This window comes from Streptomyces sp. NPDC040718, assembly GCF_055593565.1.
The window spans coordinates 62,255-77,598 of record NZ_JBVIXO010000003.1 but is presented as its reverse complement, the minus strand read 5'-3'; the positions used below and the strand labels follow the sequence as shown (position 1 = coordinate 77,598).

Below are 15,344 nucleotides of genomic sequence, written 5' to 3'. Positions count from 1 at the left end.
ATCGCTCCGCCATGGAGATGAATGCGTCGTACACCAGTTTCGTCGCGGTCGGCGACTCCTTCACCGAGGGGATGTCCGACCTGCTGCCGGACGGCTCCTACCGGGGCTGGGCCGACCTGCTGGCCACCCGGCTCGCCGCCCGCGAGCCGGGCTTCCGCTACGCGAACCTGGCGGTGCGCGGCAAGCTGATCGGCCAGATCGCCGAGGACCAGGTCCCGGCCGCCGCCGCGATGGGCGCGGACGTGGTGACCCTGGTGGGCGGGCTCAATGACGCACTGCGTCCCAAGGTGGACATGGGCCGGGTCCGGGCGCACCTGGAGGACGCGGTGGAACTCCTCGCGCCGTCCTGCAAGCACCTGGTGCTGATGCGCTCGCCCGGCCGCGACGGGCCGGTGATGGAACGCTTCCGGCCTCGTATGGAGGAGCTCTTCGGCATCCTCGAAGAGCTCGCCGCGCGGCACGGGGCGCTGCTGGTGGACCTGTACGGGGCGCCCGCGCTCGGGGACCCGCGACTGTGGGACGTCGACCGGCTGCACCTGGCTCCGGAGGGCCACCGCAGGGTGGCCGAGGCCGTCTGGCAGACTCTGGGGCTGCCCGCCGAGGAGGACTGGCGGGCGCCGCTGCCCGCCGCGGCCGCGCCGGGCTGGCCCGTGCGCCGGGCCGAGGACCTGCGTTTCGCCCGGCGGCACCTGCTCCCCTGGATCGGGCGGAGGCTGTCGGGCCGCTCCTCGGGGGACGGCCGCCCCGCGAAGCGGCCGGAGCTGCTGCCGTACGGGACCCCGCCGCTCTCGTAGCAACCCACAATCCCGAGGGCTGCCCCTACCTGCGTAAACGCACAGCCGCGGCCCAAGTAGAATCCCTACACGTGACTGCCAAGCCCCGCATCCCCAATGTCCTGGCCGGCCGCTACGCCTCCGCGGAGCTCGCCGTCCTGTGGTCCCCCGAGTACAAGGTCACGCTGGAGCGGCGGCTGTGGCTCGCCGTGCTGCGCGCCCAGAAGGACCTCGGCATCGAGGTCCCCGACGCCGCCCTCGCCGATTACGAGCGCGTCCTGGAGACCGTCGACCTCGCCTCCATCGCCGAGCGCGAGAAGGTCACCCGGCACGACGTGAAGGCCCGGATCGAGGAGTTCAACGCCCTCGCCGGCCACGAGCACGTCCACAAGGGCATGACCTCCCGCGACCTCACCGAGAACGTCGAGCAGCTCCAGATCCGGCTCTCGCTGGAGCTGGTGCGCGACCGCACGGTCGCCGTCCTGGCCCGCCTCGGCAAGCTCGCCGGTGAGCACGCCGAGCTGGTCATGGCCGGCCGCTCCCACAACGTGGCCGCGCAGGCGACCACGCTGGGCAAGCGCTTCGCGACCGCCGCCGACGAGCTGCTCGTCGCGTACGACCGCCTGGAGAACCTCCTCCAGCGCTACCCGCTGCGCGGGATCAAGGGCCCGGTCGGCACCGCCCAGGACATGCTCGACCTGCTGGGCGGCGACGCCGCCAAGCTGGCCGACCTGGAGCAGCGGATCGCCACCCACCTCGGCTTCGCCCAGGCGTTCACCTCGGTCGGCCAGGTCTACCCGCGCTCCCTGGACTACGACGTGGTCTCGGCCCTGGTACAGCTGGCGGCCGCCCCCTCCTCGATCGCGAAGACGATCCGCCTGATGGCCGGCCACGAGCTGGTCACCGAGGGCTTCAAGCCCGGCCAGGTCGGCTCCTCCGCGATGCCGCACAAGATGAACACCCGCTCCTGCGAGCGCGTGAACGGCCTCATGGTCATCCTGCGCGGCTACGCCTCGATGACGGCCGAGCTGGCCGGCGACCAGTGGAACGAGGGCGACGTCTCCTGCTCCGTCGTCCGCCGGGTGGCCCTGCCCGACGCGTTCTTCGCGTTCGACGGCCTGCTGGAGACCTTCCTGACGGTCCTCGACGAGTTCGGTGCCTTCCCGGCCGTCGTGGCCCGCGAGCTGGACCGCTACCTGCCCTTCCTCGCCACCACCAAGGTGCTGATGGGCGCGGTGCGCGCCGGTGTGGGCCGCGAGGCCGCGCACGAGGTCATCAAGGAGCACGCCGTGGCCTCCGCCCTGGCCATGCGTGAGCAGGGCGCCGAGCGCAACGAGCTGCTGGACAAGCTGGCGGCCGACGAGCGGATGCCGCTGGACCGTGCGCAGCTGGACGCCCTCATGGCCGACAAGCTCTCCTTCACGGGCGCCGCGGGTGACCAGGTCGCCGCCGTGGTCTCCCGTATCGAGGCCATCGCCAAGGAGCACCCGGAGGCCGCCGGTTACGCTCCGGGGTCGATCCTCTGACCCCCGACGAGCTCGAAGCCGCCCGCGGCCGCGTCCTCCCGGACGTGGTCGCGGGCGGTCTGCGTGTGCTCTTCTGCGGGATCAATCCGGGTCTCCTCTCCGCCGCGACGGGCCACCACTTCGCCCGCCCCGGCAACCGCTTCTGGCCGGTCCTGCTTCTCTGCACTTCACCCTCACGGGTGAACTGGGGTATGTGACTCGTCAAAGGGCCTCCGAGGTTGAGGGGGATGGGGGCCGGTCGCAAGGGCCGGGCAAGGCCCGATAGCGCCGGTAAGATCAGCGCCCACATGGGGGTGCGATGCGAACATCAGGCCGGGGTGGCGAGGCGCGGAAGTATGCTCTGACCGCCGACGAGGACGACGCCGACTTCTGGGGCTTTGCTCACGAGGCAGAGGGGCTGTTCACGCCGCTGCGGGAAGAGGGGACGCGTCGGGTCCAACTCTCGGGGTGCGCCCCGCAGGGCGGTTTGCTGAGGAGCCTCGGCCATATCGGCGGTCGTCGCGCCGTAGCGGGGAACGCCAGGCTCGATGTGCTCGACGCGACGGCGTCACCATGGGGTCGTACTTCGTAAACGACGCCACTGTCGTCGCTGGCCAGCCCTCCGCCCACGGAGCCGGCCTCGTCGACCTCACCGTGACACTGTGGTGCGATCAAGCACTGCCCGGAGCGGAACGGGTGTGGGACCTGATCCGCACCGGTCGCCTGAATCGCACCGCCATGTGGAACGAACTCGATCCCAGGGACAGGCGAGCCTGGCTGTCGGTCGCGTTGTGGTCTCGGGAGTACCAGCGTCGAGGGAACCCCGACGCGTCGGCAGGCCAGGTGTTCAGCTTGGACGGTCGGCATGTCGTCGATCTGGACAGCTTCTACTGCGCGCTCGGTGAAGCCATCAACGGACCCGGCGGATACTTCGGGTGGAACCTTGATGCTCTGGTCGACTGCCTGAGAGGTGGCTGGGGTGCCGCCTCGCCCTTCACTCTGCAATGGCAGCACTCGGCTTTGGCCAGGGCCCAGTTGGCGGACCGTCGCCCTACTGGCGATGGCGTGGGTACCTTGTTCGACCTCGTGCTGGAAGTCCTCGAAGAGCAGGGCGTCCAGGTCGTCCTCCAGTGACTGGTCCCCGTGGTGCGGCGCGACCCCACCTCCTCGGCAGTGACCTGTCCTTGGCCCAGTGGGCTGGCGTCCCACCGCTCCTGCCAGGTCTGCCCAGGGAAGGTGAGGAGGTATTCGAGCAGCGTGCGGGTAGATCGCGTCCAGCCCTGACGGGTCGCGCGCGGTGTGTCCGGCCAGATCACGGCTGAGCCAGCCACGCTCGACAAGAGGGTCACGGAGGCTGTGCCGAACTCGCCATGAGGCCTGGGAGGGGTGGCCGCGACAGCCGCCTCCGGCTTGATCCGACCCTGAACAAAGCGGCTGGGGAACTCCAGGCCGTCCAGGACAGGGCCGTGGCGGCGACTGAGACCGGTGGTGCGAAGCTGCGTGTCAGGCACCGAACACCGCCGCGATGTCGTCCGCGTTGTAGCCGGTGGGGTAGCTGCGTTCGACCCGCGGGGCGTTGTAGTGCTCAGTGAGCTTGTCGAAGATCTCCTCGATGCGAACCGCCAGATAGCGACTGGTGGTCTGGATGTTGGCGTGCCGCAGGACGGCCTGGACCTCGGGCAGGGTGAGCTTGCCACCATTTGCCATGCGATTGGCGGCCGTGTGCCGCAGATCGTGCAGCGTCCAGTTGGTGCCCAGGGCCTCATTCGCACGCTGAATGATCCGACGCATCGCCCAGTAGGACATCGGCCGGTCCGCGCCGCGGCGAGTCCGCCACAGCGGCTCGTCCGCCGGCGGGGTGCCGATCTCGTCGAGGTAGCGGGCCAGGCGTACGAACGCCTGCGGCGAAGCCGGGACGGGCTGACGCTCCCGGGTGCCCTTGGAGATCACGTAGATCTTCTGACCCGCCCAGTCGAGGTCGCCGATGCCGACGCCGAGCAGTTCCTCGGCGCGCGCTCCGCTGGAGACGTAGAACTCCAGCAGTGCTCGGTCGCGCTCGCAGCCCATGCGCTCGAACAACTCGTCCCAGAGGTGGTCAGGGATCGACCTGGGCGGCCGGTCGGCGACCTTCTGCCGCAGCCGGGCCCTGCCGAGCACAGGCTTGGGCTCCAGCGGGCTGAGGTGGGCCAGCGCCCGCCGCCGCTGCGGCGAGACCGGCACAGGGTTGGCGACTGGCCCATTGCCCTGGTGGGCGTGGAACTCGTAGAAGCCGCTCACGACCGATAGAGCGTGGTTGATCGTCCGAGGCGCGTATCCGGCCCGCAGGACCGGCTTGCCGGTGCGCAGGTTCACCGAGCCCGGGGCGGCGGCTCCGGCGGACTTCCGTCGACGCTGCGGGTTCGGCGCCGTACGCAGCCACCCGGTCAGCGCAGCCGTCTCGGCCTCCGTCGCCTTCTCCCAGGCGACACCGAGCAGCCACAACAGCCGGAACCAGCGCAGCAGCCCGTACCCGTAGCTGCGTACAGTCAGCGGACTGCTGTCGTTCAACGCCAGGTCGCGCAGATAGGCGGTGACCGGCTCGATCTCGTCGTCGTAACCCATTGACGACGACGTACGGAGGATGGATCCCCCGCGCCGGGAGCACCGCCCCGACGCGGGGAAGGTCCGCCCGCCCCTCCATCAGTTCATGCCGTAGATCCACTTCGCTCTCCTCGTTGGTCTCGGGGACTGTCACCGAGACCAACGAGCGAAGATGGTGCAGATAACAGTGCACCTGTCGGGTTTCACCCCCCACAGGCTCGCCCCCGAGGAGCAGGAAGAGCTGTTGTCCTACCGGCTGGGCATCACCAACGTCGTCGCCCGGGCCACCGCCCGCGCCGACGAGCTGAGCGCCGAGGAATTCCGCGAGGGCGGCCGGATCCTGACGGCGAAGGTGGAACGGCTGCGCCCCCAGTGGCTGGCCGTGGTCGGCGTCACCGCCTACCGCACTGCCTTCGCAAGCCGTAGCAACTCGCATGTGACGCATACCGTCGGCCTAGCCGCCTGACCAGGACCGCAGCAACAAAATGCCCCCACCTGGACGGTGAGGGCATCCCGCCGGCCGCTAGCGCCCAGCGGGACGGACACGGACGGGAACGTTCAACCGCTCTACCGTCCGCGCCACCGACTCAAGGCGCGTGAGGACTTCGGCGCCGCTGGTGCCCCGTTCTAGCCGTTCGTGCAGCTGGCGCTGGGTGCCAGTACGCCAGCCAGCCCAGCGCAGAGGTTGCCGTTGTTGGAGAGGTTGGCCAAGCCGTTCTGATTTTGCATGTTGCTCTTCCAGTTCCAGTTCCATTCGCCCGGAGCTTGGTTGCTGGAACCACTAGCGGACGCTACGGACGACCCGGCAGCGCCGGGAAAGGGCAAACCGTCGTCTGCGCTGGCCGGTACGGCAAGGGCCCCGAGAAGGGCAGCAGTACCGAGGGAGAGGGCGGCAAGTACGCGCTTGGTGTTGTTCATGCGCTGCCAACGATCTTGCGCCGTTCGGGTAACGGCCGGTACACAGTCCCGCCCTGTGCTGGCCCGAGCCGGCGGTGTAAGGGTCTCCATCACCGTCAGCGCCGAGCCAGGCACCGTTCGGTGAGCGGAAGGCAGTGATCGGTCCCCAGGAGCGCTCCATCGGGGCCACCCTTATCTGGGCCCTGCCCAACCCGAGCGGTCTGAACGCCCACTGGACCGCCGAATCCATGGCCGAGGAGTACGCCCGCCTGCGCCTGGCCGCGACCTCCGCACCCTACGGCGGGTCGACCACGGTGACCCCTGCCATCAGCATGAGGGGGAACTCCTTGTCCCATTGGGCCACGCAGACCACCAGCCACCGCTCCCCGACCCGCCACAGGTGTACGTGGTCGGTGGTGTTGCACAGCTCGCTCCACGGCTCCGGTATCTCCTCCCCGTCGAACGACCGGTCCATCAGCGATGCCAGGGCGAAGACCTGCGGCGGTCCCCACCGGTCGGTGACGGCCTGGGTGAGCGCCGCGTACTCGGCGCTGATCTGTTCCTCGGCCTCCTCCCAGCCGGAGCCGTCGTCGTCCCAGGAATCCCGGGTCCGGCCGAGCTGGACCAGGTGGTAACCCAGGCCGGCGCTCTGTACGCCGGACACCGCCGGCCCGGACGGGAACTCCCGCCCCCGCAGCCGGTCGATCGTGTCGAGATGGTCTGCCGTGGTCATGCCGCCAGTATCGGGCGGACCACTGACAACTGGCCCGGCGTCACGCGTCGCGGCGCCGTACTGCCAGCCAGCCCGCGCCCAGGGCGGCGAGGGCCCACAGAGCGGCCACCGCGAGCCCGCTCCAGGGCCCGAGCGACCCGTCCGCGTGCGCCCGCATCACCATCTGGCCCGCCCGGTCGGGCATGAACTGCATGGCCCCGCCGACGACCTGGCCCACCACGAAGGGCACGATCAGCAGGAAGGGTATGAGCAGGCTCATCACGAGGGTTCCGCTGCGCACCAGGGCGGTCAGGCCGGCCGACAGCAGGGCGATCAGGGTCAGGTAGACACCGCTGCCGAAGACGGCGCGCACCGTCCCGGGGTCGCCGAGGGAGAGGGCGTACTCCCCCATCGACGCCTGCCCGGCCAGGAAGGTGACGAGGCCGGTGATCTGCCCGACCACGAAGGCGAGTCCGGCCACGGCGGCGGTCTTGGACAGGTACAGCCGGGTCCGGTTGGGCACGGCAGTGAGCGAGACCCTCAGGGCTCCAGGCCGGAACTCGCCGGCGAAGGCTGTCGCGCCGAAGGCTATGGCCGCTATCTGACCGAAGTTGATTCCGAAGAAGGCCCCCAGCAGGCGGTCCTCGCCCAGGGCGCCGGGCTCCGACGTGCCTATCGCGGCGGCGGTGAGTGCCGTGATTCCGGCGGTGGCCGCGAAGACGGCGATCAGCGATCCGAGGACGGCGCGGGAGGACCGTATCTTGATCCATTCCGAGTGCAGGACGGGGACGGGGGGCAGGGCGGCGGCGGTCACGGAAGTGGCTCCCATCGGATTCAGGCGGCGGTGGCGGAGAAGGGGGTGCGGTCGGCGGTGAGGTCGAGGTAGGCCTGCTCCAGTGAGGCCCGCTCGTCGGAGAGTTCCAGTACGGCGATGCCTTCCCGGGCGGCGAGGGCCCCGATCCGCTCGGCCTGTACGCCGTCGACGGTCCAGCGCCCGTTCTCGGCGGCGGACATGCGCAGGCCCTCACGGACCAGGGCGGCTTCCAGCCGGTCCGGGTCCGAGGTCCGCAGCCGGACCCTGGGCGTGCTGCGGGCGTCGATGAACTCCTGTAGCGGGGTGTCGGCGAGCAGCCGACCCTGTCCGAGGACGACGAGGTGGTCGACGAACGAGGCGGACTCGGCCATGAGGTGGCTGGAGACGAAGACGGTGCGCCCCTCGGCGGCGAGGCCGCGCATCAGCTCGCGGATCCAGATGATCCCCTCCGGGTCGAGGCCGTTGGTCGGCTCGTCCAGCAGCAGGACACCGGGGTCTCCCAGCAGGGCTGCGGCTATGCCCAGGCGCTGGCGCATACCGAGCGAGAAGGTGCCGATCCGGCGCCGGGCGACCGCCGCGATGCCGGCCTGTTCGAGGACCGCGTCCACCCGGGTGGCCGGGATGCCGTTGCTCACGGCGAGTGCGAGGAGGTGGTCCCGGGCCCTTCGTCCGGCGTGGGGCGCCTGTGGGTCGAGCAGGGCGCCCACCTCGCGCAGCGGGCTCCGCAGGTCGGTGAACCGGCGGCCGCCGATGGTGGCGCTGCCGGCGGTGGGCCGGTCCAGTCCCAGGATGAGGCGCATGGTGGTGGACTTGCCGGCCCCGTTGGGCCCCAGGAATCCGGTGACCCTGCCCGGCAGGACGTCGAGGTTGAGGTGGTCCACGACCCGGTGGGTGCCGTGGTCCTTGGTCAGTTCGCGGATCTCGATGCGGTTCATGGCTCAAGATTCGCCGTCCGGCCCGGTCCCTTCCCTCCCCCATGCGAGGGTGCCGTCTCCCCCACGTGGGGGAGACGGCACCGGCCCGTGCCCTGCCACGATGGGGGCATGATCCGACTTCTCCGCGCCCCGTTCCGGCCGGTGACGTACTCGCGCTGGCTGCACTTGTGCGTCCCGGTGCTGCTGCTGGCCCTATGGATGTTCATCAACCCCCGCGCGCCCTGGATGCCCCTGCTGATCGTCATACCGTTCGGGTTCGTGCCGTGGGTGCGGCTGGCCGAGGGGCTCCAGGCACAGTTCCTGCTCACTCCGCAGGACCGGGGCGGTGGGGACAGCCCCATCGGCAGCGCCCCGTCGGCGCTGTGGGCGGACCGGTGGCGGACCGTGCTGTGGCTGGAGATACGCCTCGTCGTCGCCGGGGCGGCGATGTTCGCCACCGTGTGGCTGCCCGCCCAGGCCATCGAGCTGATCACGATCGCGCTCGGGCACCCGCTGGGTTCAGACCTCTCGCTGCCGGTCATCCCGTCGCGCTGGGCCGCGGCCCTCCTCGCGCCGGTGCCGCTCATCCTGCTCGTCCTGATCGTGGTCCTGCTCGGCGAGCTGATCACCACCATCGCGCGGCGCCTGCTGGGGCCGTCCGCCGCCGAACGGCTGACCGCGCTGGAGGCTCGTACGGAGCAGCTGTTGGAGCGGACCCGGATCGCGCGCGAGCTGCACGACTCCATCGGGCACGCCCTGACGGTGGCGGTGGTCCAGGCGGGCGCGGCACGGGCCGCGGGGAACCCCGAGTTCACCGACCGCGCGCTGAGCGCGATCGAGGAGACCGGCCGGGCCGCTCTGGAGGATCTGGAACGGGTCCTGCTGGTGCTGCGGGAGTCCGCGCAACCGCCCTCGCAGCGGCCGACCCTGATGGAGGCGGACCGGCTGCTGGAGTCGGCCCGCGCCTCGGGGGCGGAGGTCGACGCACAACTGACCGGCCCGCTGGAGAAGTTGCCCGGGCCGGTCACCCGCGAGGGGTACCGGATCCTGCAGGAGGCACTCACCAACGTGCTGCGCCACTGCGGCGCCGTGCCGATCCGGGTGCGGATCGACACGGCCCCGGGCCGACTGGAACTGGAGGTGACCAACCCGCTGCCGGAGCGGCCCGCCGTCACGACGGGCGGCGGGAGCGGGCTGCGGGGCATGAGGGAGCGGGCGGCGCTGCTCGGCGGCGAGGCCGAAACCGGCCCCCACAAGGGTGGTTGGCGGGTGTGCGCGCGACTTCCGCTGGAGCGAATACCCTGACCGGATGCCGGTTACCGTACTGCTCGTCGACGACGAACCCCTGGTGCGCGCGGGTCTGCGCGCCGTCCTGGACGCCCAGCCCGACATCGAGGTGGTGGGTGAGGCCGCGGACGGGGCGTCCGTCATCCCCCTCGTGCGGCAGCTGCGGCCGGACGTGGTGGCGATGGACGTACGGATGCCGCTGCTCGACGGGATCGAGGCGACCAGGGCGGTGCTGCGGTCGGTGGACTCCCCGCCGAAGATCCTCGTGGTCACGACCTTCGAGAACGACGAGTACGTCTACCAGGCGCTGCGCGCCGGAGCCGACGGCTTCCTGTTGAAGCGGGCCCGCCCCTCGGAGATCGTGCACGCGGTGCGGCTCGTGGCCGAGGGCGAGACCCTGCTCTTCCCGTCGGCCGTGCGGGCTCTGGCCGCCGAGTACGGGAACCGGGAAGCCCGTGCGGTCCTGGAGCGGGCCGCGCTGACGGAGCGCGAGGAGGCCGTGCTGCGGCTCATGTCCCGGGGCCTGACCAACGTGGAGATCGCCCGCGAGCTGATCGTCGGCACGGAGACCGTGAAGTCTCATGTCAGCGCGATCCTGGGGAAGCTGGGGGCCCGCGACCGCACGCAGGCGGTGATCACGGCGTACGAGTCCGGCTTCGTCGCGCCGGCCTGAGGCGGGGGCGGGCTCCGGCCGGCGGGGGGCCGCTTCTCGCCGCCGCGCCGGGGGCGCAGTACGATCCGCCTGACAGGGTCGTTAGCTGGGAGGACACACGTTGGGGCAGCTGACCGGCGGGGATCCCTCTCTGCTCCGGCGCATCAATTCGGCCGTGGTGCTTCGCGCACTGCGGGCGGCCGGATCGCCCACCCTCACCGACCTCACCCGGGTGACCGGGCTCTCCCGGCCGACCGTCGAGGGGGTCGTGGAGGGGCTGATCGGCACCGGCCTGGTGGTCGAGGCGGTGGCCGAGGAGGGCGCACGCCGCCAGGGCCGGCCGGCGAGGCGGTTCCGCTTCCGCGCCGAGGCGGGGCACCTGCTCGGCATCGAGATCGGCTCGCACCGGATCGCGGTGCTGCTGTCCGGGCTCGACGGCCGGGTCATCGGGGCCGGGACCAAGGACGTCTCGGAGACGGCCTCGGCCGACGAGCGCCTGGAGCGCGTCAGGGCGGCCGTCGCCGATCTGCTGCGCCGGGCCGGGATCCCCCGTGACTCGCTGCGCGCGGTCGGTGTCGGCAGCCCCGGCATCGTCGAGGCCGACGGGACCGTCCGCCTGGGCACCGCCCTGCCGGGCTGGACGGGACTGCCCCTCGGCGAGCGGCTGCGGCGCTCGTTCCGCTGCCCGGTCCAGGTGGAGAACGACGCGAACGCGGCGGCGCTCGCCGAGCACTGGAAGGGCGCGGCGCGCGACACCGACGACATGGTGTTCGTGATGGCCGGGCTCAGCCCGGGCGCCGGGTCCCTGATCGGCGGCAGGCTGCACCGGGGCTTCGGCGGGGCGGCGGGCGAAATCGGCGCGCTGCACCTGCTGGGCCGGGAGGCCACCCCGGAGCGGCTGCTGTCGACGACGGGCGAACCCCTCCACCCCCTGGACGAGCCGGCGGTCGCCGAGGTGTTCGCGATGGCCAAGCGGGGCGACGAGCGCGCGGTGGCCGCGGTGGACCGTTTCCTCCAGCGGCTCGTGCACGACGTCGCGGCCCTGGTGCTGGCGATGGACCCCGAGCTCGTGGTCGTGGGCGGCTGGGCGGCCGGGCTGGACGGGGTCCTGGAGCCCCTGCGCCGGGAGCTGGAGCGGTACTGCCTGCGCCCGCCGCGGGTGGCGCTGTCCCTGCTCGGCGAGGCGGCCGTGGCGACGGGTGCCCTGCGCCTGGCCCTGGACCACGTGGAGGAAGAGCTCTTCGCGGTGGAGCGGACGGTCACCGCCCGCCGCTGACGCGGGGGCGGCGGCGCCCGGGGCACGGAAAGCCCGGACACGGAAAGCGCCGGACACGGAAAGCGCCGGACACGGAAGACCCCGGACACGGGAGAACCCCGGACACGGGAGAACCCCGGACACGCGAGAACCCCGGGGCCGCGGGGCTGCCGGGGTTCGTGTGCGGCGGGGTCAGGAGGCCGCGCGGGTCTCCGTGATCTCCACGCCCGAGTCGCCGAAGGTGAGGCGGCAGGTGTCGGCGCGGTACGTGGCCACCGAGACGGCGGCGGTGCCGGCGCCGGTGAAGTAGCGGGTGGTCACGACGAGCACGGGCGCGCCGGGCAGCCGGTCCAGCTCCTTGGCGTCGTCGGCCCGGGCGGATCCCAGCTCGACCGAGCGGTCCTGGCCCTCCAGGGAGAGCCGCTGGAGCTCCCGCATGACGGCGCGGGCCCGGGCGGGGCCGGTGGGCGCGTCGATGGCGGAGAGCCCGGGCACCGAGGCGGCGGGCACGTACAGCAGCTCGGCAGCGACGGCCTGGCCCTGCGTGACGCGGGTCCGGCGCACGGTGTGCACGGCTTCGCCGGCGGCGGTTCCGAGGAGCCCGAGGACGGCGGTGGCGGGGACGGCCTCGACGGCGTCCACGGCCTCCCAGCCGTCGGCGCCCTCGCCGGGCCAGCCCTGCTGCGCGCTACCGACGGCGACGCCCACGCGCGGCGGGGCCACGGTGGTGCCGACGCCGCGGCGGCGCTGGAGGCGGCCTTCGAGTTCGAGCTGTTCCAGGGCCTGTCGCAGGGTGGCGCGGGCGACTCCGAAGCGTGCGGCGAGCTCACGCTCGTTCGGCAGGACCTCGCCGACCGCGAAGTCCTGGTCCAGCGCGTCGCTGAGCACGGTCTTCAGGTGCCAGTACTTCGGCTCCGGCACCGATTCGAGCTGCGTCGTCCCCACCCTGACTCCTCCTGCAATCGCCGCTGTCACCGTGTCGGCATCGCCGTGTTCCAGCGGCGTTTCCGCGCCGCAGTTCCGCGCCCTTGTTTATTAAAGGTTCCTGCACTATCCGCGACGATAGGACGGCGCACCCCCTTGGTCAAGACCAATCCTGGCCGCTTTGCCGGGCAGATCGGGCATATGTAGCAACCCGTTCACGGGATGTTCTCGCCCGGCACCCGCGCGTCGCGAGGACCTCACAAAGGCTTGTAGTCGGACGCTACTCGACGGTAATCATGGAGGCAGTCGTTACTGACGGCCTGTCTCATATGCGTCCACCCGACGAGGAGCAGCATGACCGCCACGGTCTCCTTCACGATCGATTCGCCGCTGGGCCCCCGCACCGCCACCGTCGCCTACGAGCGCAAGGGCGCCGGCGAACCGCTTCTCCTGCTGCACGGCATCGGCCACCACCTCCAGGCCTGGCATCCGGTGACGGGCGTCCTGGCCGCCGATCACGACGTCATCGCGATCGACCTGCCCGGTTTCGGCGCCTCGGAGCCCCTGCCCGCGGGCGTCCCGTACGACCTCTCCACCATCACCCCGGCCCTCGGCGCGCTCTGCGCGGCGCTCGGCGTCGAGCGCCCGCACGTCGCGGGCAACTCCCTGGGCGGGCTGCTCGCCCTGGACATGGGGCGCACCGGGCTCGCCCGCTCGGTCACCGCCCTCTCCCCGGCCGGGTTCTGGTCGGAGCCCGAGCGGCGCTACGCCTTCACCACGCTGCGCGCGATGCGCGCCGGGGCCAGGGCGCTGCCCCTGCCGGCCCTGGACCGGCTCTCGCGCAGCGGCCCCGGCCGCGCCGCCCTCACCGGCTCCATCTACGCCCGCCCCGCCCACCGCACCCCGGAGGCGGTGGTCGCCGAGACCCTCGCCCTGCGGGAGGCCACCGGCTTCGAGGAGACGCTGGCGGCGGGCGGATCCGTACGCTTCACGGCCGACGTGCCCGGGATCCCCGTCACGATCGCCTGGGGCACCCGCGACCGGCTGCTGCTCCGCCGCCAGGGCGTCCGGGCGAAGCACACCGTCCCCGGGGCCCGGCTGGTCCGGCTCCCGGGCTGCGGCCACGTGCCCATGAACGACGACCCCGCCCTGGTGGCGCGCGTCATCCTGGACACGGCGACGGCAGCGAAGGCGACCGGCCCGGCGGATCGAACGGACGCGACGCGGGCGACGCAGACGACGCACGGCGACGCAGGCGACGGATCCGGCGAAGGCAACGGCGCCCCGGCCATGACCGGCTGACGGCTGTTCATCCACGGTTCGCGCGGGCGACGCGGTCGGTCCCGTGTGCGAAGGCACACTGGTCCGGCCCGCCCCCGCCGGCCCCTGGAGACGCACCCATGGCACCGATGCCGCACACCCGCCGGACCCTGCTCGGCGGTTCCCTGGCCGTCCCGCTGGGCCTGGCCCTGTCCACCGCGCTCGCCTCGCCCGCCCTGGCCTCCCCCCGGCGGGCCCCCGCCTTCGTCCGCTCCGGCCGCCCGGCCGCGCTGTGGGGGACCCAGTCGGGAGAGGTCACCTCCCACTCGGCCGCCATCTGGACCCGCTCCGACCGTCCCGCCCGGATGTACGTGGAGACCTCCCCTAGCGAGTCGTTCCGCTACGGCGTCCGCCGCCACGGCGGCCCCTTCCTCGGCCCCGCCACCGACCACACGGCCACCGCGACCCTGCGCGACCTGCCGCCAGGCCAGCGCATCCACTACCGGGTCGTGCTCACCGACCCCGACGACCCCCGCCGCTCCGGCGAGCCGGTGCGCGGCAGCTTCCGCACCACGCCCGTCTCCCGCCGCCACGACGTGCGCTTCCTGTGGTCCGGGGACCTGGCGGGCCAGGGCTGGGGCATCAACCCCGAGCTGGGCGGGTACCGCGTCTTCGACGAGATGCGGCTGCGCGACCCCGACTTCTTCCTCTTCAGCGGGGACACCATCTACGCGGACGGGCCGATCAAGGCCGCCGTGCCGCTGCCCGACGGCCGCGTCTGGCACAACGTCACGACCGAGGAGAAGTCCAAGGTCGCGGAGACGCTGGACGAGTTCCGCGGGAACTTCCGCTACAACCTGCTGGACCGCAACCTGCGCGACTTCTACGCGCAGGTCCCCGTGGTCGCCCAGTGGGACGACCACGAGGTGCGCAACAACTGGTACCCCGGGCAGCTGCTCGACGACCCCCGCTACGTCGTCAAGGACGTCGACACCCTCGCCGCCCGCGCCCGCCAGGCCTTCGGCGAGTACTTCCCCGTCACGGACCTGCGGGGCGGGCGCGCCGAGGGGCGGATGTACCGGGTGCTGCGGCACGGCCCGCTGCTGGACGTGTTCGTGCTGGACATGCGCACCCACCGCGACGCCAACTCCCCCGGCCGCCAGACCGAGGACCGGGCCGGCATCCTCGGCGCCGAGCAGCTGGCCTGGCTGAAGCGGGAGCTCTCGCGCTCCCGGGCCACCTGGAAGGTGATCGCCGCGGACATGCCGCTGGGCATCGTCGTCCCCGACGGGGCGGTGGACTTCGAGGCGGTGGCCCAGGGCGACCCGGGGGCCCCGCTGGGGCGCGAACTCCAGATCGCGGAGCTCCTGCGGCACATCAAGCACCAGCACATCACGGGCACCCTCTGGCTCACGGCCGACGTCCACTACACCGCCGCCAACCACTACGCGCCCGAGCGGGCGGCCTTCTCCGACTTCGCGCCGTTCTGGGAGTTCGTGTCGGGGCCGATCGGTGCGGGCGGCTTCCCGGCGGGCCGGCTCGACGCGACCTTCGGCCCGAAGGCGGAGTTCGTGCAGTCGGCGCCGGTCGCCAACATGTCCCCGGCCGAGAACCCCCCGTACTACGGCGAGGTGGAGATCGACGGCGGCAGCGGGGAACTCACCGTCCGGTTGCGCCGCCAGGGAGGCGGCGTACTCTTCACCAAGGTCCTCCAGCCGGGCCGCGTCGGGCAGTCGTGACCGCCGCCAGCCGAAATCCCCTGGAAAGCCAG

The 15,344-nt window shown here is 72.1% G+C and carries 14 protein-coding genes and 3 pseudogenes; 11 read left to right on the top strand and 6 right to left on the bottom strand.

The annotated features are described in order from the left end of the window. Positions 1–11: 11 nt before the first annotated feature. From ACZ597_RS09090 to ACZ597_RS09075, 4 genes and pseudogenes are all read left to right on the top strand, one after another. Complete coding sequence (locus ACZ597_RS09090; protein ID WP_471327006.1) at positions 12–794, top strand: SGNH/GDSL hydrolase family protein; 783 nt, start codon at positions 12–14, stop codon at positions 792–794. A 71-nt stretch (positions 795–865) separates the two neighbouring features. Further along, positions 866–2,299 carry an adenylosuccinate lyase gene (gene purB, locus ACZ597_RS09085; RefSeq protein WP_471327004.1) on the top strand — a complete coding sequence of 478 codons (1,434 nt, stop codon included), beginning with the start codon at positions 866–868 and terminating at the stop codon, positions 2,297–2,299. Next, positions 2,296–2,460, top strand: a pseudogene (locus ACZ597_RS09080) (uracil-DNA glycosylase family protein); the annotation flags it as partial. The gene purB and the pseudogene ACZ597_RS09080, both read left to right, overlap by 4 nt. Before the next feature lie 391 nt (positions 2,461–2,851). Further along, a complete protein-coding gene (locus ACZ597_RS09075; protein WP_471327001.1) occupies positions 2,852–3,412 on the top strand; it encodes a barstar family protein in 561 nt (186 codons plus the stop codon). A 369-nt stretch (positions 3,413–3,781) separates the two neighbouring features. Here the strand turns inward: ACZ597_RS09075 and ACZ597_RS09070 are convergent, their stop codons facing one another. Then, the gene (locus ACZ597_RS09070; protein ID WP_471326998.1) at positions 3,782–4,879 is read right to left on the bottom strand and encodes a tyrosine-type recombinase/integrase; all 1,098 of its coding nucleotides are present in this window, start codon (positions 4,877–4,879) and stop codon (positions 3,782–3,784) included. Between the two features lie 151 nt (positions 4,880–5,030). Between ACZ597_RS09070 and ACZ597_RS09065 the strand changes: the two are divergent. Beyond that, positions 5,031–5,282 (top strand): annotated as a pseudogene (locus ACZ597_RS09065) (mismatch-specific DNA-glycosylase); the annotation flags it as partial. Between the two features lie 203 nt (positions 5,283–5,485). On the opposite strand, the gene ACZ597_RS09060 reads toward ACZ597_RS09065, so the two are convergent. Next, entirely contained in the window at positions 5,486–5,776 is a 291-nt protein-coding gene (locus ACZ597_RS09060) for a hypothetical protein (protein WP_471326995.1), read from the bottom strand. A gap of 116 nt (positions 5,777–5,892) precedes the next feature. Between ACZ597_RS09060 and ACZ597_RS09055 the strand changes: the two are divergent. Then, positions 5,893–6,051, top strand: a pseudogene (locus ACZ597_RS09055) (mismatch-specific DNA-glycosylase); the annotation flags it as partial. Here ACZ597_RS09055 and ACZ597_RS09050 read toward each other — a convergent pair. Genes ACZ597_RS09050 through ACZ597_RS09040 form a run of 3 tightly spaced genes read right to left on the bottom strand, consistent with a single transcriptional unit; the run spans position 6,051 to position 8,216 of the window. Next, entirely contained in the window at positions 6,051–6,488 is a 438-nt protein-coding gene (locus ACZ597_RS09050; RefSeq protein ID WP_471326992.1) for a hypothetical protein, read from the bottom strand. The pseudogene ACZ597_RS09055 and the gene ACZ597_RS09050 sit on opposite strands and share 1 nt — an antisense overlap. Before the next feature lie 40 nt (positions 6,489–6,528). After that, positions 6,529–7,296, bottom strand: a complete 768-nt coding sequence (locus tag ACZ597_RS09045) for an ABC transporter permease (RefSeq protein ID WP_471326990.1) — start codon at positions 7,294–7,296, stop codon at positions 6,529–6,531. A 5-nt stretch (positions 7,297–7,301) separates the two neighbouring features. Then, positions 7,302–8,216, bottom strand: coding sequence for an ATP-binding cassette domain-containing protein (locus ACZ597_RS09040; RefSeq protein ID WP_471326987.1), 915 nt, complete (start codon positions 8,214–8,216; stop codon positions 7,302–7,304). Positions 8,217–8,324: 108 nt separating this feature from the next. On the opposite strand from ACZ597_RS09040, the gene ACZ597_RS09035 reads away from it, so the two are divergent. The 3 genes from ACZ597_RS09035 to ACZ597_RS09025 all read left to right on the top strand — a co-directional run bounded on the left by ACZ597_RS09035 (position 8,325) and on the right by ACZ597_RS09025 (position 11,410). Further along, positions 8,325–9,500, top strand: a complete 1,176-nt coding sequence (locus ACZ597_RS09035) for a sensor histidine kinase (RefSeq protein WP_471326985.1) — start codon at positions 8,325–8,327, stop codon at positions 9,498–9,500. Positions 9,501–9,504: 4 nt separating this feature from the next. After that, positions 9,505–10,155: a response regulator transcription factor gene (locus ACZ597_RS09030; RefSeq protein ID WP_471326982.1), complete on the top strand. Its 651-nt coding sequence runs from the start codon at positions 9,505–9,507 to the stop codon at positions 10,153–10,155. A gap of 100 nt (positions 10,156–10,255) precedes the next feature. Further along, on the top strand, positions 10,256–11,410 hold the full coding sequence (locus ACZ597_RS09025) for an ROK family transcriptional regulator (RefSeq protein WP_471326979.1): 1,155 nt from the start codon (positions 10,256–10,258) through the stop codon (positions 11,408–11,410). Positions 11,411–11,581: 171 nt separating this feature from the next. Here the strand turns inward: ACZ597_RS09025 and ACZ597_RS09020 are convergent, their stop codons facing one another. Continuing rightward, on the bottom strand, positions 11,582–12,334 hold the full coding sequence (locus tag ACZ597_RS09020; protein WP_471326976.1) for a GntR family transcriptional regulator: 753 nt from the start codon (positions 12,332–12,334) through the stop codon (positions 11,582–11,584). A gap of 333 nt (positions 12,335–12,667) precedes the next feature. Between ACZ597_RS09020 and ACZ597_RS09015 the strand changes: the two genes are divergently transcribed. Next, positions 12,668–13,615 (top strand): alpha/beta fold hydrolase, encoded by a 948-nt coding sequence (locus tag ACZ597_RS09015; RefSeq protein WP_471326974.1) that lies wholly within the window; start codon positions 12,668–12,670, stop codon positions 13,613–13,615. A gap of 107 nt (positions 13,616–13,722) precedes the next feature. Continuing rightward, positions 13,723–15,312: an alkaline phosphatase D family protein gene (locus tag ACZ597_RS09010; RefSeq protein ID WP_471327949.1), complete on the top strand. Its 1,590-nt coding sequence runs from the start codon at positions 13,723–13,725 to the stop codon at positions 15,310–15,312. The last annotated feature ends 32 nt before the right edge of the window (positions 15,313–15,344 follow it).

Coding starts and splice junctions, on each gene's coding strand:
- ACZ597_RS09090 (WP_471327006.1), top strand. CDS start 12: ATGGAGATGAATGCGTCGTACACCAGTTTCGTCGCGGTCGGCGACTCC.
- ACZ597_RS09075 (WP_471327001.1), top strand. CDS start 2,852: ATGGGGTCGTACTTCGTAAACGACGCCACTGTCGTCGCTGGCCAGCCC.
- ACZ597_RS09070 (WP_471326998.1), bottom strand. CDS start 4,879: ATGGGTTACGACGACGAGATCGAGCCGGTCACCGCCTATCTGCGCGAC.
- ACZ597_RS09060 (WP_471326995.1), bottom strand. CDS start 5,776: ATGAACAACACCAAGCGCGTACTTGCCGCCCTCTCCCTCGGTACTGCT.
- ACZ597_RS09050 (WP_471326992.1), bottom strand. CDS start 6,488: ATGACCACGGCAGACCATCTCGACACGATCGACCGGCTGCGGGGGCGG.
- ACZ597_RS09045 (WP_471326990.1), bottom strand. CDS start 7,296: ATGGGAGCCACTTCCGTGACCGCCGCCGCCCTGCCCCCCGTCCCCGTC.
- ACZ597_RS09040 (WP_471326987.1), bottom strand. CDS start 8,216: ATGAACCGCATCGAGATCCGCGAACTGACCAAGGACCACGGCACCCAC.
- ACZ597_RS09035 (WP_471326985.1), top strand. CDS start 8,325: ATGATCCGACTTCTCCGCGCCCCGTTCCGGCCGGTGACGTACTCGCGC.
- ACZ597_RS09030 (WP_471326982.1), top strand. CDS start 9,505: ATGCCGGTTACCGTACTGCTCGTCGACGACGAACCCCTGGTGCGCGCG.
- ACZ597_RS09015 (WP_471326974.1), top strand. CDS start 12,668: ATGACCGCCACGGTCTCCTTCACGATCGATTCGCCGCTGGGCCCCCGC.
- ACZ597_RS09010 (WP_471327949.1), top strand. CDS start 13,723: ATGCCGCACACCCGCCGGACCCTGCTCGGCGGTTCCCTGGCCGTCCCG.